The 23,318-nt window shown below is 64.8% G+C and carries 19 protein-coding genes; 10 read left to right on the forward strand and 9 right to left on the reverse strand.

From position 1 onward, the window contains the following. Window position 1: 1 nt before the first annotated feature. From B9N43_RS05430 to B9N43_RS05475, 10 genes are all read left to right on the forward strand, one after another. Window positions 2-1,051, forward strand: a complete 1,050-nt coding sequence (locus tag B9N43_RS05430) for a 4Fe-4S dicluster domain-containing protein (protein WP_222428814.1) — start codon at window positions 2-4, stop codon at window positions 1,049-1,051. Window positions 1,052-1,063: 12 nt separating this feature from the next. Next, window positions 1,064-3,934 carry a molybdopterin-dependent oxidoreductase gene (locus B9N43_RS05435; protein WP_145841305.1) on the forward strand — a complete coding sequence of 957 codons (2,871 nt, stop codon included), beginning with the start codon at window positions 1,064-1,066 and terminating at the stop codon, window positions 3,932-3,934. A gap of 66 nt (window positions 3,935-4,000) precedes the next feature. Then, complete coding sequence (locus B9N43_RS05440; protein ID WP_145841306.1) at window positions 4,001-4,723, forward strand: molecular chaperone TorD family protein; 723 nt, start codon at window positions 4,001-4,003, stop codon at window positions 4,721-4,723. After that, a complete protein-coding gene (locus B9N43_RS05445) occupies window positions 4,720-5,148 on the forward strand; it encodes a nuclear transport factor 2 family protein (RefSeq protein ID WP_145841307.1) in 429 nt (142 codons plus the stop codon). The genes B9N43_RS05440 and B9N43_RS05445 overlap by 4 nt, the downstream gene beginning before the upstream one ends. A 6-nt stretch (window positions 5,149-5,154) precedes the next feature. Beyond that, entirely contained in the window at window positions 5,155-6,114 is a 960-nt protein-coding gene (locus B9N43_RS05450; RefSeq protein ID WP_145841308.1) for a hypothetical protein, read from the forward strand. 9 nt (window positions 6,115-6,123) lie between these two features. Next, window positions 6,124-7,167 carry a zinc-dependent alcohol dehydrogenase family protein gene (locus B9N43_RS05455; RefSeq protein WP_145841309.1) on the forward strand — a complete coding sequence of 348 codons (1,044 nt, stop codon included), beginning with the start codon at window positions 6,124-6,126 and terminating at the stop codon, window positions 7,165-7,167. Between the two features lie 56 nt (window positions 7,168-7,223). Beyond that, window positions 7,224-8,357, forward strand: coding sequence for a phosphotransferase family protein (locus tag B9N43_RS05460; protein WP_145841310.1), 1,134 nt, complete (start codon window positions 7,224-7,226; stop codon window positions 8,355-8,357). A gap of 33 nt (window positions 8,358-8,390) precedes the next feature. Beyond that, a complete protein-coding gene (locus B9N43_RS05465) occupies window positions 8,391-9,569 on the forward strand; it encodes a hypothetical protein (RefSeq protein ID WP_145841311.1) in 1,179 nt (392 codons plus the stop codon). Between the two features lie 348 nt (window positions 9,570-9,917). Continuing rightward, window positions 9,918-12,461 (forward strand): TonB-dependent receptor, encoded by a 2,544-nt coding sequence (locus B9N43_RS05470; RefSeq protein WP_186453993.1) that lies wholly within the window; start codon window positions 9,918-9,920, stop codon window positions 12,459-12,461. Window positions 12,462-12,734: 273 nt separating this feature from the next. Next, a complete protein-coding gene (locus B9N43_RS05475; RefSeq protein ID WP_145841313.1) occupies window positions 12,735-13,442 on the forward strand; it encodes a TetR/AcrR family transcriptional regulator in 708 nt (235 codons plus the stop codon). Window positions 13,443-13,505: 63 nt separating this feature from the next. Here the strand turns inward: B9N43_RS05475 and B9N43_RS05480 are convergent, their stop codons facing one another. The 9 genes from B9N43_RS05480 to B9N43_RS05520 all read right to left on the reverse strand — a co-directional run bounded on the left by B9N43_RS05480 (window position 13,506) and on the right by B9N43_RS05520 (window position 23,313). Further along, window positions 13,506-14,444, reverse strand: a complete 939-nt coding sequence (locus B9N43_RS05480; RefSeq protein WP_145841314.1) for an SDR family NAD(P)-dependent oxidoreductase — start codon at window positions 14,442-14,444, stop codon at window positions 13,506-13,508. Between the two features lie 112 nt (window positions 14,445-14,556). Further along, the gene (locus B9N43_RS05485) at window positions 14,557-15,618 is read right to left on the reverse strand and encodes a hypothetical protein (protein WP_222428815.1); all 1,062 of its coding nucleotides are present in this window, start codon (window positions 15,616-15,618) and stop codon (window positions 14,557-14,559) included. A 225-nt stretch (window positions 15,619-15,843) separates the two neighbouring features. Next, window positions 15,844-16,704: an SDR family NAD(P)-dependent oxidoreductase gene (locus B9N43_RS05490; protein ID WP_145841315.1), complete on the reverse strand. Its 861-nt coding sequence runs from the start codon at window positions 16,702-16,704 to the stop codon at window positions 15,844-15,846. Between the two features lie 30 nt (window positions 16,705-16,734). Beyond that, entirely contained in the window at window positions 16,735-17,535 is an 801-nt protein-coding gene (locus tag B9N43_RS05495; RefSeq protein ID WP_145841316.1) for an SDR family NAD(P)-dependent oxidoreductase, read from the reverse strand. Between the two features lie 249 nt (window positions 17,536-17,784). Further along, window positions 17,785-18,597: an enoyl-CoA hydratase/isomerase family protein gene (locus B9N43_RS05500; RefSeq protein ID WP_145841317.1), complete on the reverse strand. Its 813-nt coding sequence runs from the start codon at window positions 18,595-18,597 to the stop codon at window positions 17,785-17,787. A gap of 7 nt (window positions 18,598-18,604) precedes the next feature. Further along, a complete protein-coding gene (locus tag B9N43_RS05505) occupies window positions 18,605-19,369 on the reverse strand; it encodes an SDR family NAD(P)-dependent oxidoreductase (protein ID WP_145841318.1) in 765 nt (254 codons plus the stop codon). A gap of 70 nt (window positions 19,370-19,439) precedes the next feature. Beyond that, a complete protein-coding gene (locus tag B9N43_RS05510) occupies window positions 19,440-21,056 on the reverse strand; it encodes an AMP-binding protein (protein WP_145841319.1) in 1,617 nt (538 codons plus the stop codon). A 41-nt stretch (window positions 21,057-21,097) separates the two neighbouring features. Continuing rightward, the gene (locus B9N43_RS05515; protein WP_145841320.1) at window positions 21,098-22,111 is read right to left on the reverse strand and encodes an LLM class F420-dependent oxidoreductase; all 1,014 of its coding nucleotides are present in this window, start codon (window positions 22,109-22,111) and stop codon (window positions 21,098-21,100) included. A gap of 17 nt (window positions 22,112-22,128) precedes the next feature. Continuing rightward, entirely contained in the window at window positions 22,129-23,313 is a 1,185-nt protein-coding gene (locus B9N43_RS05520; RefSeq protein ID WP_145841321.1) for a CaiB/BaiF CoA transferase family protein, read from the reverse strand. Window positions 23,314-23,318: the final 5 nt, after the last annotated feature.

Here is a 23,318-nt window from a genome sequence, read left to right on the forward strand (position 1 = left end):
CATGACGAAAAGCAAACGCCAATTGGCGATGGTGATGGATCTCAACAAGTGCCTGGGCTGCCACACCTGCAGCGTCGCCTGCAAGACCTTGTGGACCAAGGACGACGGCATGGAGTACATGCTGTTCAACACCGTCAACACCATGCCCGGCAAGGGTACGCCGAAGGACTGGGAAACCATGGGCGGCGGTTTCGACGCCGCAGGCAATGCCAAACCCGGCCAGATTCCCAGCCGCAAGGACTACGGCGATGCCTGGCAGTTCAGCCATGAAGAGCTGTATTACGGCGGCAAGGGCGACAGCCGCCACCTGGAAATCAAGGGCGCCGCGCCGGAGTGGGGCCCCAACTGGGATGAGGACCAGGGGGGTGGCCAGTTCCCCAATGCCTACTATTTCTATCTGCCGCGCATCTGCAACCACTGCACCCATGCCGCCTGCAAGGAAGCCTGCCCACGCGGTGCGATCGAGAAGCGCGAAGAGGACGGCATCGTCACCGTGAATGAGGATCGCTGCCGCGGCTACCGCTTCTGCCAGGCGGCCTGCCCTTACAAGAAGATCTATTTCAACCACCAGAAGAAGGTGGCCCAGAAGTGCATCTTCTGCTTCCCCCGCATCGATGAGGGCGTCGCCCCCGCCTGCGCCCGCCAGTGCCCGGGACGGATCCGTTTCGTCGGCTATCGCGACGACCAGGAGGCGCCCATCTGGAAGCTGGTGGATAAATGGAAAGTGGCCCTCCCCCTGCATCCCGAACACGGCACCGACCCCAACGTCTTCTATGTGCCGCCCATCGGTCCGGCCGTCTTCGACGAAACCGGCGATATCGACGAAAGCCAGCCGCGGATTCCCGATGCCTATCTGGTGAGCCTGTTCGGCCCCAAGGTGCTGGACGCGCTGTCCATCATCAAGGCGGAGCGGGAGAAAAAGCGGACCACGGGCAAGTCGGAATTGATGGACCTGTTGATCGCCTACGAGTGGAAGAACATGTTCGGCGGCTTCGACAAGGATCCGTCCAAGGTCCAGGTCGCCACGATCCAGTGGACCAAAAAGCGCTAGGAGGAGAATCAAGTGAGTCATTCCATCGATACGAGTCGGCGCACTTTCCTGCGCGGCAGCGCGGCCGGCGCCCTGACGCTGGCCCTGGAGTTGTCCCATCTGAAGCTGGCCTTCGCCGGCGGCACCCTGCCTCCCGGCGCAAAACAGTACAAGCACTACCAGGACGTCTATCGCAAGAAGTGGACCTGGGATCGCGTCGAAGTCGGCACCCATACCTGTCTCAACTGCGCCAGCGGCGGCTGCTCCTGGAACCTCTACGTGCGGGAAGGCATCGTCTGGCGCGAGGAACAGGGCGCGCCCTACACCCAGACCAATACCAGCGTCCCGGACTACAACCCGCGCGGCTGCCAGAAGGGTGCCTCGGCCAGCGCGCTGTATCGCAGCCCGTCCCGGCTGCGCTATCCCCTGAAGCGGGTCGGCGCCCGGGGTGAGAACCGCTGGAAGCGGATCAGCTGGGACGAGGCCCTGAACGAAGTTTCCAAGGCCCTGGTGGATACCCTGTCGACGCGGGGCGGCGCCGGCGCCTATGTGGAAAACGGCAACAACAGCGACTTCGGCCCGAGCTGGATTGCCATGGTGCGCTTCTTCAGGACGCTGGGGATTCCCGTCACCGAAAACTTCGGCGGCGTCGGCGATCTGATGACCGGCGCGACCCTGGCGCTGGGCAACCCGGTGCCGGGCGCCTCGTCGGACGACTGGTTCCGCACCGACTATTTCGTCAACTGGTTCGGCAATCCGGTGTCCACCCGGATTCCCGATGCCCACTTCATGACCGAAGCCCGCTACCGTGGCGCGAAGATCGTCTCCATCACGCCGGACTTCAATCCCAGCGCCATCCATACCGACCTGTGGATCAACCCCCGTCCCGGCACCGATGCCGCGCTGGCCCTGGCGGCGTGCAAGGTGATCATCGACGAGAACCTTCACGACGTACCCTACATCCTCGAACAGACCGACCTGCCGTTGCTGGTACGCAGCGACACCCAGCAGTTCCTGCGGGAAATCGACGTGGTGCCGGGCGGGCGCAAGGAGTGCTTCGGCTGGTGGGATGAAAAGACGCAACAGGTGGTCTGGTCTTCGAGTTCGGCGGATTTCGAGAAGGAAAAACAGACCCTGCGCTTGAAGGCGGACGACCACCCGGCCCTGGAGCCCAAGGGCGCCAAGGTGAAACTGCTCTCCGGCAAGACCGTGGAGGTGCGCAGCGCCTTTTCGATCCTGCGCGACAAGCTGGCCGCCTACGATCTGGCCAGCGCCGCCAAGATCACCGGCGTCAACCCGAAGGTCATCCAGCGCTTCGCCCGGGAATTCGCCCAGGCCAAGTCAGCGATAATCTACGCTGGCGCGGGCATGGGCAAGATCCTGCACGGGGAACTGGTACAGCGCGCCACCATCCTGCTGGCGGCGATCACCGGCAACAACGGCCGCGCCGGTGGCGGCTGGCAGGAGATGACCTTCTGGGAACTCGAGGGCATGTTGGTCTCCGCCCTCTACGATCATCCCAGCGACCTGAGTATCGAAGACCAGGCCGGCTTCTGGGGGGCCTTCGCGGCGATCGGCGCGGAGCAGGCCGCCACACCGGGCTATATCTCCGGCTCGCTGATGATGCTGAACAACGGCGGCACTTACGCCACCCAGTTGGATCCGCGCTACAACGATCCGACCCTGCCCAGGAAGCCCGAAGAATATCTGAAGGAGGCCCTGGCCAAGGGCGAGATCCACAACTATCCCGGCCCGGAGCTGGGCAGCCCGGACATCATCTTCAACATGTTCGGCAACCCCTTCCGCCACAACCGGATGGGCGACCGGCTGGCCGACTCCACGTTCAAAAAGGCCAAGCTGGTGGTGGACATCACCTTGCGCATGGACGACACGGCGCGACACTCGGACATCCTGCTGCCGTCCGCCGCGCCCTACGAGAAGCTGGGCTTCAAGTATTCCATCGCCTACCCGCCCTATCTGCACCTGGGGGACAAGGCGGTCGCGCCCCTGGGAGAATCCATGTCTGACTGGGAAATCCTTTCCCGGCTGATGGAAAGGGTGAGCGCCGAAGCCAAACGCCGCGATGTCACTACGGTGAAGACCTACCGGGGCGTTCCCTATGACCTGACTCAAGCATCCTGGCGTTACAGCGACAAAGGTCGTATCGGGCATACCGACGACGAAAAATGGATGCGAATGATCCTGAAACTATCGATGGCCACCCAGGGCATGACCCTGGAGAAATTGAGGGCCAACAAGGGGGTCATGCGCTATACCGGCGTCAGCCCCATGGGCGGTCGGATGTGGTGCGGCACCAGCGACTACAAGATGGACGAACCGCTGGTGCCCTACCAGGACATGGTGGTGAAGAAGAAGCCCTGGCCCACCAGCACGGGCCGACAACAGTTCTATGTGGACCATCCGATCTACATCGAAGTTGGCGAAACCCTGCCGGTGCACAAGGCGCCGCCCATGGCCGGCGGCAACTATCCGCTCGTGATGACCTGCGGCCATACCCGCTGGAGCATCCACACCATGTGGCGCGATCTGGACATTCTGCTGCGCCTGCAGCGGGGCGAGCCGGTGATCTTCGTCAATCCGGGCGACGCCAAGGCACGGGGGCTCGGCGACCACGACTACGCGGCGGTCCACAACGATGTCGGCGAGTTCGTCGCGCGGGTGAAGCTGACCCCGGCCATGCGGCCGGGCCAGGTGCATATCTACCATGCCTGGCTGGCCAACCAGTTTGTCACCGGCAAGTCCAATGACGCCGTTTGCCCCAGTCCGATGCGGGTGACCAACTTCGCCGGCAATCACGGTCATTTGAAGAATGAAGTCGGCTGGTTCGACCCCACCCAGAACGACCGCGACACCCGGGTCGATCTGCGGAAATACGTCGCCTGATTTCCGAACCCGGCGCCGCCTGCCCTGCAGTAAGGGCGGCGCCTCCTTGCACTCAGTGGAATCGCCATGATGAGCCAAGAATCGATTCAAGCCGCGCCGGCAAGCCCGCCCGCCGGGGCCGATGCCAGCCGCAGCCTGGCCTATGCGGCCTTCGCCACCGCCTTTGCCTATCCGGACCGGGAAGGCCTCGAGGCCATCCGTTCCGGCGTTCTCGCCGACGCCCTGCGGCAACTCCTGGGGCTGCTTGTCCCCCGCCTGGAAGAAGACACCGATTGGGCCGCCCTGCGGGATGCCGGCCCCGACGACGATGCGCTGCAGGTGGATTTCACCCGGCTCTTCGATGCGGGACCGGACGGGCCGGACTGCCCGATGAACGGCAGCCATTACGGCGGCGGCGAGACCGAGGCCAAGGAAGAACTGGTCCGCTTTTACAACTTCTTCGGCTTGTCCCTGGCCGACGGCCAGCAGGAGGAACCCGATCACCTGATCACGGAACTGGAGTTCCTCCACTACCTGAGCTACCAGGAAGCGCAGCTGATCGCCGCCGGCGAAAGCGCCGACGGCCTGCTGCGTGCCCAGCGGGACTTCATCGCCCGCCATCCGGGCGCCTGGGTTCCGGCCATGCGGCAAAAACTCGTCAAGAAGAACGCGATGCGTTTCTTCCCGGCGCTGACCGAACTCCTGGCGCGGTTCCTGCGGGCCGAGGAAACGCGGCTGACGGAGCGGATCGGCCAGTCGGCGGAGCAACCGGAACTGAACAGCCCGCCGCAAGGGGGCACCCTGCAATGAGCCTTAGCATCGCCGACAAGATCGAGATCAGCGAACTCGTCCATAAGTTCTGCCACCTCTCCGACTATTGCGACTACGCGGGGCTGAAGGCGCTCTATACCGATAACCCCAGGCACATCATCGAAGGCGTCGGCACCTACGACGATCCGGACTGGTCGGTCGAACATGCCCGCTGGTCGGAGAAGGTGACCGAGGGCAAGAACCGGCACGTGGTCACCAACCTCTGGATCGAGGGCGACGGCGACCAGGCCGACGCCCACTATTTCCTGATCAACATCTTCGCCGGCCACCGCCCCATGGAACCCAAGCTGGTCACCACCTTCCGCGCCCGGGATGGCGTGGTGCGCACCGCCCAGGGCTGGCGCATTGCCGAACGCCACCTGGTGCCCGACCAGCCCTTCGAGATGGAAGGCGGCGGTGTCTAGCGCGCCATGAGCATCCAGTTATTGCCGGAGGGCTGCCGGCACATCGAAATGGCCGTACACGACGTCCCGGCCGCCTGCGGCTTCATGGAACGCACCCTCGGCGCCAGGCGCGTGGAGCAGCAGCTGGTCCGCGCCATCACCGGCGTGGTGCTGGACATCGACCACATGGGCTGCGGCGGCGCGGTGTTCCAGTTCTGCAGCGTCATCGACAAGACCCAGCCCCACCAGCGCTACCTGGAGCAGATCGGCCCCAGCCTGACCAACCTGAACTTCGGCGTCGCCGACGTACCCCATGCCGAAGCGCTGCTGGCCGCGGCCGGCGGGCGCACCCTGACCAAGTTCCACCTGTCGCTGATGCCCTGGGACCAGCTGCTCGGCCCCGGCAACGCCAAGCCGGCAGAGGAATTGAGCGACGGCATCTTCGCCGACACCCACGACCAGCTCGGCTTCGACCTGGAATACAGCGAATCGCCCCTGCAAGGCGCCGCCTGGCAGCAGGCCCTGGGCAGCCAGTCTCCCCGCCGCACCGGCGAGCGCATCGAACGCCTGCTCAGGCTGCGGGTGATGGTCCATGATCTGGACGGCTGCCTCGATCGCGTGCAGCGGCTGATTTCCCCGGATTGTCGGAGCGGGGTCTATCACGCCTGGCAGAACGCAACGGCCAAAAGCGCCCGTATCCGCCTGGCGGGCCTGGAACTGGAGTACTGCCAGCCGCTGCGGGCGGAAGGCCCCTGGCATGACTATCTGGAGAATTTCGAACAGGGAATCGGCACCGCGGTGTTCCAGGTGCGGGATCTGAAATCCGCCGTGGCAGCCATGCCCGCGCAAGACGTTGCCCTGGCGCAAGGGGAATACCTGGGCTGCCGGGATGCCGGCCAGGGGCCGTATGCGCCGTCCGCCACCGGCTATCGGCTCAACGCCAGGCCCATCCTCGGCTTTGATATCGAACTCACCGAAAGCGAATAGAAGAAGGCAATGAAGAGCTTCCATTTCACCCCCGACGCCCCGCTGGACGGCGTTCCCGGCGCGACATTCGGCATCGAACTGCGCGAATCAGCGATTCCCAAGCCCGGTCCGGGGCAAGTGCTGGTGAGAATGCGCGCCAGCGCCCTCAACTTCACCGACCTGATCTTCCTCCACGGCCGCCTGCCCCAGGTGGCGGGGCGGGTGCCGCTGCTCGACGGCGCCGGGGAGATCGCCGCGGTAGGTGCCGAGGTGAGCAGCTGGCGGGATGGCGACCGGGTGATCGCCCATCCCCATCAGAACTGGCTGGCGGGGGAACCGCGGCCGGAAGCCTACGGCAACGTCCTGGGCAGCCTGGTGGACGGCACCTTGCGGCAATACGCGCTGATGCCGGCGGATGCCGTAGTCGCCATGCCCGGCCACCTGAGTTTCGAAGAGGCGGCCAGCCTGCCCTGCGCCGGGCTGACCGCCTGGAACAGCCTGCTCGGCGGCCCGCCGGCGCGGCGGCCCTGCGTGCCCGGCGATACCGTCCTGGTCCAGGGCACCGGTGGCGTCTCCCTGTTCGTGCTGCAGTTCGCCAAGTTGGCCGGCTGTCGGGTGATCGCCACCACATCCACGGCCGCCAAGGCCGACATGCTCAAGCGGATGGGCGCCGACGCGGTGATCAACTATGTCGAGCACCCAGCCTGGAGTACGCAGGTGCTCGAACTCACCGGGGGCAGAGGCGTGGACCTGGTGGTGGAAGTCGGCGGGCCCAACACCCTGCCCCAATCCATCCGCTCCATGCGGGTCGGCGGGCGCCTGACCCTGATCGGCGTGGTCGGCGGCATGGGCAGCCTGGACTACGTGCATCTGCTGCCCATCATCGAGAAGGCCCTGACGGTCTTCGCCAATGCCATGGGCAGCCGGGCGGACCTGGAGGCCATGCTGAGGATGATCGCCCAGCACAAGCTGCGGCCGACCCTGGATCGGGTGTTCCCCTTCGAGCGGGCCGGCGACGCCTTCCGCCATTTCGCCAGCCGCGCCCACGTCGGCAAGGTGGTGATCAGCCATTGAACGCCGGCGCCCGCCCGCGCCCCCTCTCACCTGCCGAACCCGAAAGTGGACGTTCCATGAAATCCGTCGATGACTCCCTGGTGATGAAGCGCACTTCCTACCGGGACCCCGAAGCACTTCGCAACCAGCTCACCGCCTGGTTCGCCCGCACCCTCGGCCCGGGCAGCGACCCGCAGCTCTCTCCCCTGGGGACGCCCGGCAAGGCCGGCATGTCCAGCGAGACCCTGCTCTTCGACATGACTTGGCAGGAAAACGGCGTCGAACGCAGCGGCCGATTCGTCGGCCGCCTGCCGCCCCCGGAGGATGCCTTTCCGATCTTTCCCCGCTACGACTTCGACCTGCAAGTCGGCGTGATGCGCCTGGTCGGCGGCAAAAGCCAAGTGCCGGTACCCAAGGTGCCCTGGCAGGAGCGCAGCGCCGACGCCCTGGGCGTACCGTTCTTCATCATGGAACGGATCGACGGCGAGATGGTGCCCGACAGTCCGCCCTACGTCTTCGGCGGCTGGCTCCTGGATGCGACGCCGGCCCAACAACAACAGGTCCAGCAGGAACTGGTAAACATCCTGGCCGGCATCCACGGCATCGAGGCCACGCCGGCGGAAACCGCCTTCCTGCAGCTCGACCAGCCCGGCGCCACGCCCTTGCGGCGCCACTTCGCGCGGGAAAAGGCGCTCTACGCATGGGGCCGCAACGACATGCGCTTCGCACCCATCGAGCGGCTGTTCGACTGGCTCGAAGCCCATTGGCCGGAACGGGAAAGTCCCGCCGTCATCAACTGGGGCGATGCCCGCCCGGCCAACGTGCTCTGGCGCGACTTCAAGGCGACGGCAGTGCTGGACTGGGAATTGGCGGCCATGGCCCCCCGCGAAATGGACGTCGGCTACCTGATCTTCTTCCATCGCTATTTCCACCACGTCGCCCAGATCATGGCCGGCACCGACGCGATGCCCGACTTCCTGTGCCGCGACGACGTGGCGGCCGCCTATGAAGCCATGACCGGCGTCCGCCTCCACGACATCGACTGGCACATCACCTATGCCCTGCTGCAGCAGGCCATCGTGGAAACCCGGCTGTCCCAGCGCCGCATCCTGTTCGGCGAGATGGAACGCCCGGCCGGTCCCGACGAATACATCTACTGCCGCGGCCTGATCCAGCAGGTGCTGGACGGCCGGAAAAATCTCTGGGCCTGAACCGCCCGCATCAATCCAAGGAGGAAACGTTTCATGAGCAATGTCGTCAGTCCCAACAGCAACCCCATCGGCCCTCTAGGGGAGGCGGACGAGCAGTTCTGCCACCAGATTATGGATTCCTTCGCCTGCGTCGGTTCCACCGATCTGTCCTGGACCGAGAAGGTCTGCGCGATGGCCATGGCTCGGGACGGCAGCCTGCAGTTGGGATTCGGCCTGGGCAAGTACGCCAACCGCAACGTGATGGACTGCTATGCCGGCGTCTCCCGCGGCAAGGAACAGATCACGGTGCGCGCCAGCCGCAAGCTGGCGCCCGATCCCAACCTGACGGTGATCGGTCCGGTGCGCTATGAAGTGGTGGAACCGCTGAAGAAAGTGCGCTTCGTCCTCGAGCCCAACGACGTCCAGCCCATCGCCTTCGACTGCCTGTTCGAAGCCCGGGTGCCGGCCCGTTTCGAGGATCGCACCCACATCCGCCAGGGCTACCGGATCATGTCGGAACTGGTGCGCTATCACCAGACCGGCGTCGCTTCCGGCTGGATCGAAGTCGACGGCGTACATACCGAGATCACGCCGGACACCTGGGTGTCCACCCGCGACCACTCCTGGGGCGTACGCTATGGCGTCGGCCACCCGCTGGCCGATGTGGAGCCGGTGGGCGACGGCATCGGCGGCAACTACGAGTTCTTCTGGAGCCCGACCTATCTGGAACGGCCGGACGGCAGCCACTACGCGCTGTTCCTGAATTACGCCCTGGTCGATACGCCCCACGGCAGCACCAAGACGGTGATGTCCGCGGTGGAGCACCCGGACGGCCGCATCGAGCGCATCGTGGATATCGAACCCGAACTGTATTACGACGCTGTCAATCGGCGCTTCAAGGGCGGCAAGCTGCATTGCAAAATGGCCGACGGCTCCTCGCGTCCCATGGAAGTGGAGGTACTTGCCGACACCGGCTTCCATCTTGGCGGAGGTCTTTATTTCGGTTTTGACGGCCATTACCACGGCGAGTGGCGAGGCAACCTCCACACCGACGGCGAGCGCATACCGGACTGCACTTCGCGGGAAAGCAGCAAGCGGCTTCATCAAATCCGCGACACGGTGGTGCGTATCAAGGATCCGGGCGGCGGCGGCGTGGGCTGGGGCAACTGGCAGCCGGTCATGGTCGGGGCCAACCCGCGGCTGGGCCTGAAGGCGGAAGACTCTTTCTGGTAGCCGGCCACCTGGCGCAGCAACATGTCATAGACATAGCATGAAGCGGTGACAGGGCGCCCCTGTCCCCGGCGCTTAAATCACCAATCGCAGAAGGCTGCGGCGGCGCGGCGCCTCATTGCCGCACCGCAAAATGAAACTCCGGAAATTTCGAGCTTGCTCAGCTATGTTGCGACTTTGCAACTCGGGAAAGAAATTTTCAAATATAGTTTTCTTATTGATAATTTTATCGATACACTCGTGACTGCCTTGCCGTAATCGGGCAAGTCTCAAATGTTCTACTCATCGTCAATTCGGGCGACTTTGGAAATTAACCAAAGTCATATAGATGCCTATAGAGGAGGGAAGCAGATGAAGCAGCAATATCAGAAAACGTTCGCAGTGCGAACCATTCCGGCCCTGGTAGCAGCGTTCATGGCCGGCGGCGCATGCTCCGCCCTGGCCCAGACCGGCGGCGCCGCCCTGGAGGAAATCGTCGTCACCGCCCAGAAGCAGTCCGAGCGCCTGCAGGACGTGCCGATCTCGATCCAGGCTTTCAGCAGCCGGGCCCTGGAAAACGCCAACGTCACCAGCATGCTGGACATGCGCTCCCTGGCGCCCTCCGTCGAGATCAAGTCCTACCCGGCTTCCTCGGAAGACCTGCAGGTGCAGATGCGCGGCATTCCCAGCCAGGCGATGAACATCTTCATCGACGTGGCGACGCCGATCCACATCGATGGCGTCTACATCGCCCGCGGCAGCGGCATGAACCTCACCGTGGCCGATCTGGAATCGGTGGAAATCCTCAAGGGCCCCCAGGGCACTCTCTATGGCCGCAACGCCATCTCCGGCGCCATCAACCTGAAGACCGCGCGGCCGAGCCAGGACTTCGGCTTCTCCCAGAACATCACCATCGGCAACTACGGCAAGCTGGTCTCCAAGACCTCGCTCAACGTTCCCCTGACCGAAACCCTGGCCGCCAAGATCGCCTACGTCCACGACGAGCGCGACGGCTTCATCCGGGACAGCAATGGCAGCGGCAAGAACTGGGGCGACCGCAAGGCCGACGCAGGCCGCTTCGACCTGCGTTGGAAACCCTCGAATACGGTGACGGTGGACTACGGCTACGACTGGGCCAAGACCCGCTACATCTCCAACGTCAACCAGTGTCTCAATCAGCTGAGCCCCATCGAGCCCGTCGCCCCGGTGGCCCTGGCCTACACCGCAGACCCCGGCTTGTGCTCCTCGCAGCGGCTGAGTTCGTTGCCGATGCCCCACAACGCCAACATCACCATGGCCCCCGAAAGCGGCGTGGAGAACACCGGCCATAACCTGACGGTGGAATGGGCGATGAACGACACCACCACCTTCCGCTCCATCACCGGCTACCGCTCCCTGCGCAACAACTACTACTGGGGCGTTCTCCCCGGCAACACCACGGTGATGAGCGACGCCGCCATCAACTTCCCGGGCAATGTCTACCTCCCCAACGGTCTTGGCGGCGTCTTCGGCCCCGTCAGCAGCGCCGGCCTGCAGATGGGCGCCAAGCTGCACCAGGTCCATGACGACTACTTGTCCCAGGAGTTCGTGCTGATCGGCCGGCCCAGCCCCTACTTCAAATACACCACCGGCTTCTACTACTTCGACGAAAAGGGCACGATCAGCGAATCCGCCGGCCAGAGCCTGATCGCCAACCTCGCCGGCGGCGGCGTCACCGTGGGCGGCGTCTCCCCCATGACCCTGATCTCGACCTTCAACGGCGAAGCGGGCAAGGCCCACAACAGTTCCTGGGCGATGTTCGGCCAATTCACCTGGACCCCGGACATCCTGAGCCGCAAGCTCGACATCACCCCGGGCATTCGCTACACCCGCGACAAGCGCGAAGCGTCGGTGTATTACGGCGGCGGCGACATCTATCTCAGCACCCCCTACGGCTTGCCCGCCGGCGCGCTCACCAACTTCGGGGTAACCTCGGCCATGCCTGCGGGCCTGCTCTGGCTGCCGGGTGCCACCCCGGCCCGCATCGGCGCCCCGGGAGCCCCGGCATCCGGCTCCAACACCTTCTCCAAGACCTCGCCCAGCCTGACCGTCCAGTACCGTTTCACCGAGGATATGCAGGCCTATGCCAAGGTTGCCAAGGGCTATCGTTCCGGCGGCTTCAACGACCAGGCGGCCAATGGCGCGAACTTCGCCAAGGGCTACGGTCCGGAGACCCTGACCTCCACCGAACTGGGCTTCAAGGGCGAGTTCCTCGATCGCAAGCTGCGCACCAACCTGGCGGTGTTCCAGAGCAAGTACACCGACCAGCAGATGACGATCGCCGGAAATGCACTGCGCGTCTATGACGTTGTTAATGCCGGCAAGTCCACCTACAAGGGTTTCGAACTCGACGTGGCGGCCTCCATCACCAATGCCTTGCGCGTGGGTCTGAACTTCTCGCAAGTGAAGTTCAACTACGACAAGATCGTCGATCAGGGCGTGGATGTCACCCAGTTCTTCCACTACCTGCCGGCGAAGAACACCTACTCGGCCACCCTCGACTACGCCTTCGGCAAGATCGGGCCGGGCCGGCTGAACTGGCACCTGGATTATGCCCATGTGGACAAGGCCAGCACCAATGTCTCCGACCTCTACACCATCAGCGGCGGGACGGCGACACTGGTCTCCCGACTCGATCCGACCAACTACACCACGCCGGCCTATGGCCTTTGGAACACCCGGCTGTCGATGGCAGGCATTCCGGTCGGACCGGGCAGCAACGGCGACCTGACGGTGGGCCTGTGGATCAAGAACGTCACCGACAAGAAGTACCCCGCCTATGTCATCGACTACGGCAAGTTCGGGACGCCTTTCGGTGCCGCCAGCACCTGGGGCGAACCGCGCACCTACGGTGTCGACCTGACCTACCGGTTCTGAGTGGTCTCCAGTTCGAACCGCATGCCGACATCCTCCCCGGGATGCGGTTCCATTGGATTCGCCCGCCGCGCAAGCGGCGGGTTTTTTTCCCATTCAGGCGCCAGTGCATTCGTCACCGACGCACGCTCTTATTTCTTTATTGGTAAACTTGTTCTTTTTCGCGCAATGCTCGGTGTTGAGTGGTATACCGGCCACGGTCAAGATGCCACCAAGTCGCACCCCGCTCCAGCGGTACGCGGCGCCCCCCATCCGTAGAACAGATTTTTACCAGACATGCCTCCGACAAAGAAGTCCCCATCTCCCGCCCAACCTCTCGCCGCCAGAAAGGCCTTGCCGCTGAGGCGCAAGCCCGGCCGGCCGGCCCGTATTTCGCGTGAGGCCATACTCCAGAAATCCCTGGAAATCCTTGCCACAACGCCGATAGAAGACTTTATGGTGAAGACCGTGGCTCAGGAACTGGGCACGGCATCCATGGCGATCTACAACTACTTCGGCAGCCGGGAAGAATTGCTGATCGCAGTGGCGGACGAGGTCTGCCTGCTGTTTAAGCCGCCCAAGCCCCAGGACACCTGGCAGGAAACCCTGCTGGCCTGGCTCTGGGCAGTCAAGAAGCATGCCGACCACTATCCGGTGATGCTTTCCATCATCGGCGTCAATGGCCATACCTCCGCCGGCTGGCTCAAGATCACGGCGCCGGTCACGGAGTTGATGCACGACCAGCTCGGCTTGACGAAGAAATCCCTGGCCCTGGCGTCCTATCTTTTTGCCAGCACTGCCGCGGCGATGATCCATGCGGTGTCAGTCAGCGCCGAATACAGAAAACCCGAGGCGCTCCCAAAACCTGAAGAGCTGAACGGACTCGGTCTTGAGAGTTCACAATTGATGCTGCTGAAAATGAAGGCGTTGTCGTCGCTCAAGCAGAAGGAGATCTTCGATACCCTGTTTGCGCAGTTGATCAAGGGCATCGAAGTGTTTCTCTGATCCGACGCCGGGCCGGATGCGGGCGCCGCCCGCCGCGGCATTCCCTCGCCGTGGCGGGGCGTTTCAGATGATGCCGGGGCCGAACGCGCTCCAGTCTACTCCGGCATCGGCATCGAGCGCATCGATGCTGTTGCGGGGAATGGTATAGCCGTCCACCGCCATGGCCTGGGCGAAATGGTCGCGCACCGTCTCCATGTCCAGATCGGCCGGGCTGCTGCGATAGCCGGGCGTGATCCCGATGAAGACGCGGCGGAAGCCGCCGCCGCCGATGCGGAACATCTCGCCGTTGCACGGCACCTCGTCATGCACCAGATAGGCAGCCACCGGCGCCGCCGCCTCCGGCAGGTATTCCCGCTTCATGGCCGCGTCGACGTCCTCGCCCAGCAGATGGGTCATGCGGCTGGCCGCCGTCGGCATCACGCAATTGACGCGGATGTTCTTTCGGTGGTGATCCGCGGTGGCTGCCAGGGCGCGGGTGATGCCCCAGGTCGCGCCTTTTGCCGCCGGATAGCCCAGACCGCTACCCATACCGAAGAACGAACCCGAGGAGACGTTCAGAATGCGGCCGTAATCCTTGTCCCACAGGTGCTTCCATACGGCACGGCACATCTGGAAAGTCCCGGTCGCCGCCACCCGGATGTCCGTGTCCCACTGGGCATCGGCCATCTCCCACAGCGGCCCGCGGCTGGTGACGATCCCGGCATTGTTGATCAGGATGTCCACGCGCCCCCAGGCCTGCATGGCCTCGGCCACGATCCGCTCCGCGCCCTCCCGGCTGGCGACGCTGTCGCCGTTGGCGAGAGCAATGCCGCCCAGGGTGCGGATTTCATCAACCACGGCGGCGGCATAGGATGGATTCGCCCCCTGCCCCGTGAAGTCCCCGCCCAGGTCATTCACCAGCACCCTGGCGCCCCGTTGCGCCAGAAGCAGCGCATAGGCCCGTCCCAGCCCGCCTCCAGCTCCGGTCACGATAGCGACCTTGCCGTCGAACGTCATTTTCATCGTCAGCTCCTCCACTCGTTTTTTTATCGGCGCCGTTTTCAGACCGACGCAACATGGTGCTTCCCAAACTGCAGACTGCCGGACGCACGGCCCCCTGTCAGGATACGGCGTATCAGGTCGGCACGTCCGGGGGCGCTTCCGCCGGATACTGGGTCGGCGAGATGAAATAGGTTCGACCGACCCGATCGATGAAGGCGAGATCCTTCATCGGATCGGTCGGCGTCTCGAACACCACGCCACGGCGGCGCATATCATCCACCAGCATGCCGATCGCCTGCTCCGGCGTGATGTCGTCCAGGTGGTCCAGGCGGCGTTTCATGTCGGCCATATCGGTGAAGACCTCGCAACTCCAATGGAACAAATACCGCATGTCCTTGTGCGGCACCTTGCGCAGAACCTGCTCTCCGTTTTTGATCAACCAGCCATCGGCACTGTCGGGATCGGCAGCGACGGTCGAGTCGAAGGTGAACCCCGGCGGCAGGTCCCGCTGCGACTTGGGGCCGGACGCCTCCCCCCGGTGGTAATTGAGCTCATTCTGCACTACCACGCCCTGGCCCCACATGGGCGCCGCCAGGCGTTTGGGTGCGGCGAGCGGTCCGTCCGGCCAGTAGGTGAAGCCGCCATCCACATCCGAGTCGTAATACCAGGTGATGACCTGGGCGGTCTTCAGCATCCAGCGGCTGAACAAGCCCGACCGTGCCATGGAACTCAACAGCCAGATCGGCGTGTCCTGTCCCCACATGCCGCGGAAGCCAGGGGAATCCAGGTGCCCCCGATCGAAGGAATATGTCGGCGCCTGCAGATTGAACAGCAGCTGATACGGTTGCGCGTACTTCGCACCGCCCCAGTATTCCCGGGCAAGCGCCAGGAACTTCTGGTTGTAGAAAATCTCATGCAGCTCGTCGTGATAGCAGACGCCCTGGTGGGCCAGAAAGCCCCGGAAAGCCTGGGTCACGAACGAATTCAGCGACAGCTTGCCGTCGGTGCTGGCACCGACGCTGGCCGCCAGTTCCTCGAGCGAACTGAAATGATGCTTGATGATCAGGTCCCACGGGCCGCAGCGACGCAGCACGTCGACCAGGATCTTGAACTCCGCTTCCGTATAGGTCGTGTCGAGTACACGGGGCGGCGCCACCGGACGCAGTGCCAACGACAGATCTTCCATTTTTCCCACGACAGCATCTCCTTGGTTGGGGCATCACGCGCAAGCGTGACGAATGTCGAATTATTTTTTGTTCGGCAACGGAAACCCGCTGAGAGTTCCCGAGCGCCGACAATTACTTTATCAGTAATTTTATTATCGACACAAGGAATTAATGGCCCCATGATGGACATGACCAAGGAGATGCGCAGGGGCCGGCCGGCACTTGGGCGGTTCGACGTCCGGCCAGCGGGAGCCTCACACGGCGGGCAATGAATAGCCCGCCAGAGGGCTGCTCCCATCCAGGGTGTGCACCGTGGCGCCGATTTCGCGCAGCAAGCCCAGGCTCACCAGCGCCCGGCCGGAGAGCTGGCCGGGCGGGCGCGAGCAGAGTGCCAAAGTGGCTTCCGCCATGGCTTCGACGGGCTCGAAGTAGGCACCGGCCTGGACCACCCCCGCCTCCAGCGCGGCCTCGGTTGCCACCGCAGCCACCGGCGAGAGGGCATTGACCGCGATGTTCGCCGCAGCAAGCTCCAGCGCCATGCCGTTGGTCATCCGCTCCAGCGCCGCCTTGCTCGCGCCGTAGAGCGTGACCTGGCGCTGAATGACCAGCGCGCCTTCGTCATCCGCGGCATAGGGAGCGATCCCCACGTGCTGGGCCGAGCCGCTGGACAGGTTGACGATCCAGCCGGCGCCCCGTGCCGTCATCGAAGGCACGCACTGCTGGGAAAGCTGCAGGGGCGCGAAGACATTCACCTCGAATTGCAACCGCGCATTCTCCAGTGACTCGTCCAGGGAGGAATGCAGATTCGCCCAGGCCGCGTTGTTGATCAGGATGTCCACGCCGCCGAAATGGGCAGTCACTTCATCGACGATATGCGCCCGTGCGTTGGCGTCCGTGAGGTCGGCCGAAATGCACAGGCACTCGCCACCCTGCGCCAGGATGCGGTCGGCCGTTATCTGAAGGCCGGGCGAGAAGCGCTGGCTGCCGGATTCCGGGGCGCGGGCGACGATCGCCACGCGGGCACCCTCCGCCGCCAGGCGTTGGGCGATGGCGGTGCCGATGCCGCGGCTGGCGCCGGTGACGATGGCCACCTTGCCTTCGAGTCGTTTGTTCATCGTATGTTCTTCCGTAGCTTGGGTATCGGATCAGGCGCCGCCGGCCATCCAGGGCACGCCGTTGATGTGGCTGCCGCCATCGACGAACAGGGTGTTGCCGGTCAGGTAGCGGGCATCGTCGCTGGCCAGGAACAGCGCCACGCTGCCGATGTCGGACTCCGGATCGCCCATGCGGCCCATGGGATTCAGTTTCAGCAGTTCGGCCGCGTTCTCCGGCTGGGCGGCGGCAAAGGTCTTGTAGGACTCGGTGGCCGCGGCCGGACAGATGATGTTGCAGCAGATCTGGTGGACAGCCCATTCCCGGGCGGCGGTGCGGGTCAGGGCGCGCAGCGCCTCCTTGGCCGCGTTGTAGTCCACCGTGTATGGATGGGCATTGACGCCGTTCAACGAGGCGATGTTGATGATGCGGCCCCAGCGCTTGTCGCGCATGATCGGAAACGCCGCCTGCATCGCCCAGAACGCCGCCATGTGACCGATCCTGAAGGCATGATCGAAATCCTCGTCGGCCTTGGCTTCCAGCGGCATGAACGGCTGGCTGCCGCGGCGGGCTGCCCAGGCGTTGTTGATCAGGATGTCCACCGTGCCGAAGCGCTGCGCCGCCGCGGCCACCATTGCCTGGACCTGGCCCTTGTCGCAGACATCCACCCGGAACGCCTCGGCCCGGACGCCGAAGTCCCGCCGCAGCTCATCGGCGACCGCCTTGCCCGTGGCATCGTTGAACTCCGCCACCAGAACCGCCGCGCCCTCGGCCGCCAGGCGGCGCGCAATCCCCTTGCCGATGCCGGCGCCCGCGCCGGTGACGATGGCGACCCGCTCGGACAATCTCCCCATCTCCACTACCTCCAACATGAATTAACGGACAGGCCACGGCACACGGTGTCGGGGTCCCGATGCACCGGGTGATTCGGCGCCACGACTTTATAAGACGCCAGTCCTATCTTGTAAATCCGGAGATGTCATAACCGAGTGTTGTCAGGTCTTAGGCTGCAGCCCGGCTGCGTGACACATCGCCGCCCCACCCCGCGGCACTGCTCGGGCCAGGGCGGGGATGCCCGCCCTGCACGTGGCACGGCCCGCCCGTCAGAGCGGTTTCCAGCGCGGCTTGGTGCCCGCGCCGAAGGCCTGCATCGCATCTTCCATGCAGCCGGTGAACGTACCCAGCACCTGGGTGCGGTTCTCCAGTTCCATCGCCTGGCGCAGGCTCGTCGCATCGACGTTGGACCACAGACCTTTCTTGGTCATCCATACGCCGTACTCCGAGTTCTCGGCGATCGCCCTAGCGGTCTCCAGGGCTGCCGCTTCCAGTTCCTCCGGCGCCACCAGCCGCGACACCAGCTTCATCTCCCGCGCCTCGTCGGCCTTGAAGATGCGCCCGGTCAGCATCAGCTCCGCCGCCGTGCTCGCGCCCACCAGGCGCGGCAGGAAATAGCTGACCCCCACGTCGCAGTTCGACAACCCGGTCTTGATGAACACCGCACCGAACTTCGCTGCCGTCGAGGCGATGCGGATGTCGCTGGCCAGCGCGAGGGCCAAGCCGCCGCCGACTGCCGCGCCATTCACCGCGGCGATCACTGGCTTGTCGCATTCGTGGATTGCGAGCATCAGTTGCGCCAGGTATTCCTGGAACTTGTAGACGAAGCCCAGCTGGCCCATCCCGTCAGTGCCGGGAATCGCGCCCGGGCCGGCGTATTCCTGCAGGTCGGCGCCGGAGCAGAAGCCCTTGCCCTCCCCGGTCAGGATCACCACCCGCGTCTTGCGGTCCAGCTGCAGGCCCTGGAACACTGCGAGCAGGTCGCCGATCAGGGCTGGGTTGATAGCGTTGAGCCGCTCCGGGCGGTTCATGCGGACTTCGAGGATGCCTTCCTCGAGGGTGCGGCAGGTTACGGTTTCCATGGTCATCTCACAGTGCAAGGTAGCCGCCGTCGGCGACCAGGGTGGTGCCGGTGGTGAAGCTGGACATGTCGCTGGCCAGGTACATCACCGAGCCGAGAATCTCGTCGGTGTCGGCGACGCGCTTTTGCAGCGTGGCAGCGACGGAGCCTTCCATGAAGCCCGGCAGTTGCGCGGCGGAGTTGTCGAACATGTCGGAATGGATGCTCCCCGGCGCCAGGGCATTCACCCGCACCCCCAGGCGCGCCCATTCCGCGGCCATCACCTTGGTCAGAGCGTGCAGCGCCGACTTGGTGGCGGCGTAGAAGCCCTGGTAGGCCGGCGGCTTCAGACCCGCCACGGAGATCACGTTGATGATGGAACCGCCGCCGTGCTTGGCCATGCGCGGCGCGGCGCGGGAGGCGAGATACCAGGGGCCCTTGGTGTTCACTTCGAACACTTTCTGGAACAACTCCGGGGTCAGATCAGAGAGCGGCGCCGTGACCGGGTTGGTGCCGGCGTTGTTGATCAGGATGTCGAGCTTGCCAAAGCGCTGGTAGGTGGCTTCCAGCAGCGCGTCCAGGCTTTCCATCTGGCCCGCGTGGGCCGCGAAGGGCAGCGCCTGGCGGCCCAGGGCGCGCACTTCCGCCGCCACCGTCTCGCAGGTGTCGAGCTTGCGGCTGGCGATCACCACGTCGGCGCCGGCCCGGGCCAGACCCAGCACCATCGCCCGCCCCAGACCCCGGCTGCCGCCGGTCACCAGGGCCACTTTTCCTTCCAGATTCACTTGGTACATCGCGTCACTCCTTATGTTCTTGTGCTCTTGAAAACATTCGCATCGGGCGCACCGTCGCTGCCAGCGCGACTCAGGCTGCGGCCAGTTCCTTCGCGGCCACCGCGCGCGCCCAGCGGTAATCCGCCTTGCCCAAGGGGCCACGCGGTATCTCGCTGACGAAGATCACATCCTTGGGTACCTTGTAGCCGGCCAGCTTCTGTCGGCAATGTTTTTTCAACGCCTCGCTATCCTGCGGAGCGTTGGCCCGAACGGAAACCACGCCGACGACTTTCTGTCCCCAGCGGGGATCGGCAACGCCCACCACCAGGGCATCCGTCACGGAGTCGTAGGAACGCAGCACCTCCTCCACCTCTTCGGTGAATACTTTCTCGCCGCCGGTGTTGATGCACAGGGAGTCACGGCCGAAGATGGTGATGGAGCCGTCCGCTTCCAGACGGGCACTGTCGCCGCTGATGGCGCAACGCTTGCCGTCGATGGTGACAAAGGTGGCAGCAGTCTTCTGCGGATCTCCATAGTAGCCCAGGGGTAGATGGCCCATGCGCACCAGGATGCCCGTCTCGCCCGGCTGCGCAAAGCGGACTCCATCCACCAGCACGGCCACCGTGGGCCCCGGAGGAAGCTGGACCAGGCCTCCGCCCGCGGGCTTGCTGCCAGCACCGGAGGTCCCCGTCTCCGAGGAACCCATGCTGTCGAGAATGATGGCCGTTGGCGGCAGGAAGGCACGGAAGGCATCGGCCACATGCTGGGACAGCAGGGCGCCGCCGTTGGGAATGCAGACGATGCGGGAAAGATCCCAGCGTCCGGGATGGGCGCGCAGGGCATCAACCAGGGGCAGCACCATGGCGTCGCCGACGACATTGATGACCGAGACCTTTTCCTGCACCACCAGATCGAGGATGTGATCGGCCTTCAGATCGGGACGGTCGTTGAGGACGGTGGTGCAGCCGGCGAGCAGGCCGATCAGCGTCGCCCACATGCCATTGCCGTGGATCAGCGGCCCGCAGGGCAGGACGCGCAGGGGATACGTGGTGTTGATCCGATCCGCCAGCTCCTCCGGCGTCTTGATGGGGCCCGCCGGATTCAAGCTGCTGCCACCCCCCAGGGCCGCGTAAAAGAAGGGCTTGTGGGGCCACATCACGCCCTTGGGCATGCCGGTAGTGCCGCCGGTGTAGAGGATCACCAGGTCATCGTCGCTGAGCTCGATGTCATCCAGGGAGCCGCTGCCGGTGGCAATCGCATGCTCGAAGGGAACGGCATGGGGGATGCCGCCTGCGCCGCCACCGATACGCAGCAGCACCTTGAGCCCCGGAACGGCATCGATGGCCTCGGCGACGCAATCCTCCATTGGAGCGCAGTAAACCAGCCCCTTCAGCTTGGCGTTGTCGTAGATGTAGCGCGCCTCGTCGACGGTATAACGGTAGTTCACGTTGATCGGTATCGCCTTGAGCATGTAGGCGGCAAAGACAGCTTCGACGAACTCGATGCTGTTGTAGGCATGAATGCCGATGGTGTCCCCCGCCCCGATGCCCTGGCGGCGCAGCCAGCCGGCCACCTTCTGCGTCTGCTCGTAGAGCTGGCGGAAAGTGACGCGTCGCCCCGCGCACACCAGGGCTTCCCGGTCCTCCGGCACGGCGTCCACGGCGATGCGCAACAGATCGGCCAGGTTGAAGGTCTTGGCTCGGGTCATGCTTTTCTCCTCCTGAATTCTTGTTCGCGCTGCGGTTCCGCTCACAGCGCCAGTTCGGCCATGTCACGCAGCATCTGCGCGCCGCCGGTGCCCATCACCAGCAGGGTGGTGGCCGGGGAGTCGCGCCAGACCTGGAGCCGCTCCTTGATCCGGGCCTTGGGGCCGCACAAGCTGATCTCGTCGGCGAACTGGTCCGGCACCGCCATCACCGCCTCCTCGCGCCGGCCGGCCATGAACAGGTCCTGGATCTTCTCGGCCTCGGCCGCGTAGCCCATGCGCGCCATCAGGTTCTTGTGGAAGTTGTGTTCCTTCGCGCCCATGCCGCCGACGTAGAAGGCCAGCGCCATCTTCTGCGGCAGCAGCGCTTTTTGCAGGTTGTCGTGAATATTGACCATCACCAGCGGCGCGATCTCGAAGCCGGGCTTGGCGTCCTTCAGCTGGTCGGCGTAGATCTCCGGCCGGAACGGGTTGTAGTAGATCGGCAGCCAGCCGTCGGCGATGGCGGCGGTCTGGGCCACGTTCTTCGGCCCTTCGGCACCCAGGTAGATGGGCAGGTCGGCGCGCAGCGGATGGGTATTGGCGCGCAAGGGCTTGCCCACGCCCAGCGCGCCCGGCCCGGTGTAGGGCAGCGGGTAATGGGGGCCGGGGTTGCTCACCGGGGCTTCCCGGCGCAGCACCTGGCGGATGATGTCCACGTACTCGCGGGTGCGCGCCAGCGGCTTGTCGAAAGGCTGGCCATACCAGCCTTCCACCACTTGGGGGCCGGAGACGCCCAGGCCCAGGATCATGCGCCCGCCGGAGAGGCGGTCGATGGCCAGGGCGCTCATCGCGCAGGCGGTCGGCGTCCGCGCCGAAAGCTGGGCCAGCGCCGTGCCCAGCTTGATCTTGGTGGTGTGGGCGCCGATCCAGGCCAGGGGTGTGAACACGTCGTTGCCCCAGGACTCGGCGGTCCATACCGAATCGAAGCCCAGGGCCTCCGCCTCCTGCGCCAGTTTCACGTTGCCGTCGGCGGGTGGCTCGGAGCCCCAGTAACCCAATTGCAGTCCCAGTTTCATGATTCGTTCACTCCTGTTCAGATGATGCCCTTGGCCTTGAATGCGGCCATGTCTGCCTCGCCGTAGCCCAAGCTCTCAAGCACTTCCTGGTTGTGTTCCCCCAGCTTGGGCGGACGGCGTTCTACCGAGAATTGATAGTCACTCATCTTCACCGGGAAGGCGAACTGGGGATAGGCGATGCCGTCGGGACTTGTTCCCTCCAGCACCATGCCCCGGGCCCGGGTCAGGGGATGTGCCATCACCTCGTCCAGGCGCAGCACCGGCGTCGCACAGCCGTCGACGTCCTCCAGCAAGGCCGCCCAGTCCTTGAGGCTGCGGCTCTTCACCAGCGCCGCGACTTCGATCTTCGCCGCGCCGGCGCTGTCGTCCAGCACGAAGCCCTTGGCAATCAGATCGGGGCGGCCCGCCGCGTTGCAGAAGGCCTGCCAGAACTGCGGCTCCAGGGCGCCCAGGGCCAGATGGCGGCCGTCCGCCGTCTCATACACGCCGTAGCAGGGCACCCGGCCGCTGGTGAAGTCCTCGCCGCGGGGCATCGGCTGGCCATGGCCGTAGGTCTGCACCGTCGCCAGCGCCGAGACCATGTGGGCCAGGGCCGCGTCGGTCATCGAGACGTCGACGAAACGTCCCTGGCCGCTGCGCTGGGCGTCGAACAGCGCGGCGAGGATACCCATCACCGCGGTCAGGGTGCCGCCGGCCAGGTCGCCAATCTGGAAGTTGCCCGAGGCCGGCGGGCCGCCGGCGCTGCCACTCTGCTCCAGCACCCCGGAGAGGCTCTGGTAGTTGATGTCGTGGCCGCCCTTCTGGGCGTAGGGGCCGTCCTGGCCGTAGCCGGTGATGGCGCAGAACACCAGGCGCGGATTGAGCGCCTTCAGGGTTTCGTAGCCGATGCCGAGCCGGTCCATCACCCCGGGGCGGAAGCCGTCGATCACCACGTCGGCTTCGGCCGCCAGCTTGCGCACGATCTCGACGCCTTCCGGCGTGCGCAGGTTGACGCTCAGGGAACGCTTGTTGCGGTTGACGACCAGGAACTGGCGCGAGGCGGACTCGCCGGTCGGCGTCGGCCGCGCCAGGTCGCCGCCCTTGGGGTTCTCGATCTTCAGCACGTCCGCCCCCAGGTCCGCCAGATGCTGGGCGCACAGCGGGCCCGGCAGATACTGGGAGAAGTCGAGGATGCTGACGCCTTCTAAGGGTTTCTTTGCCATGGGTG

This window comes from Denitratisoma sp. DHT3 (assembly GCF_007833355.1).
Taxonomy (GTDB): Bacteria; Pseudomonadota; Gammaproteobacteria; order Burkholderiales; family Rhodocyclaceae; genus Denitratisoma.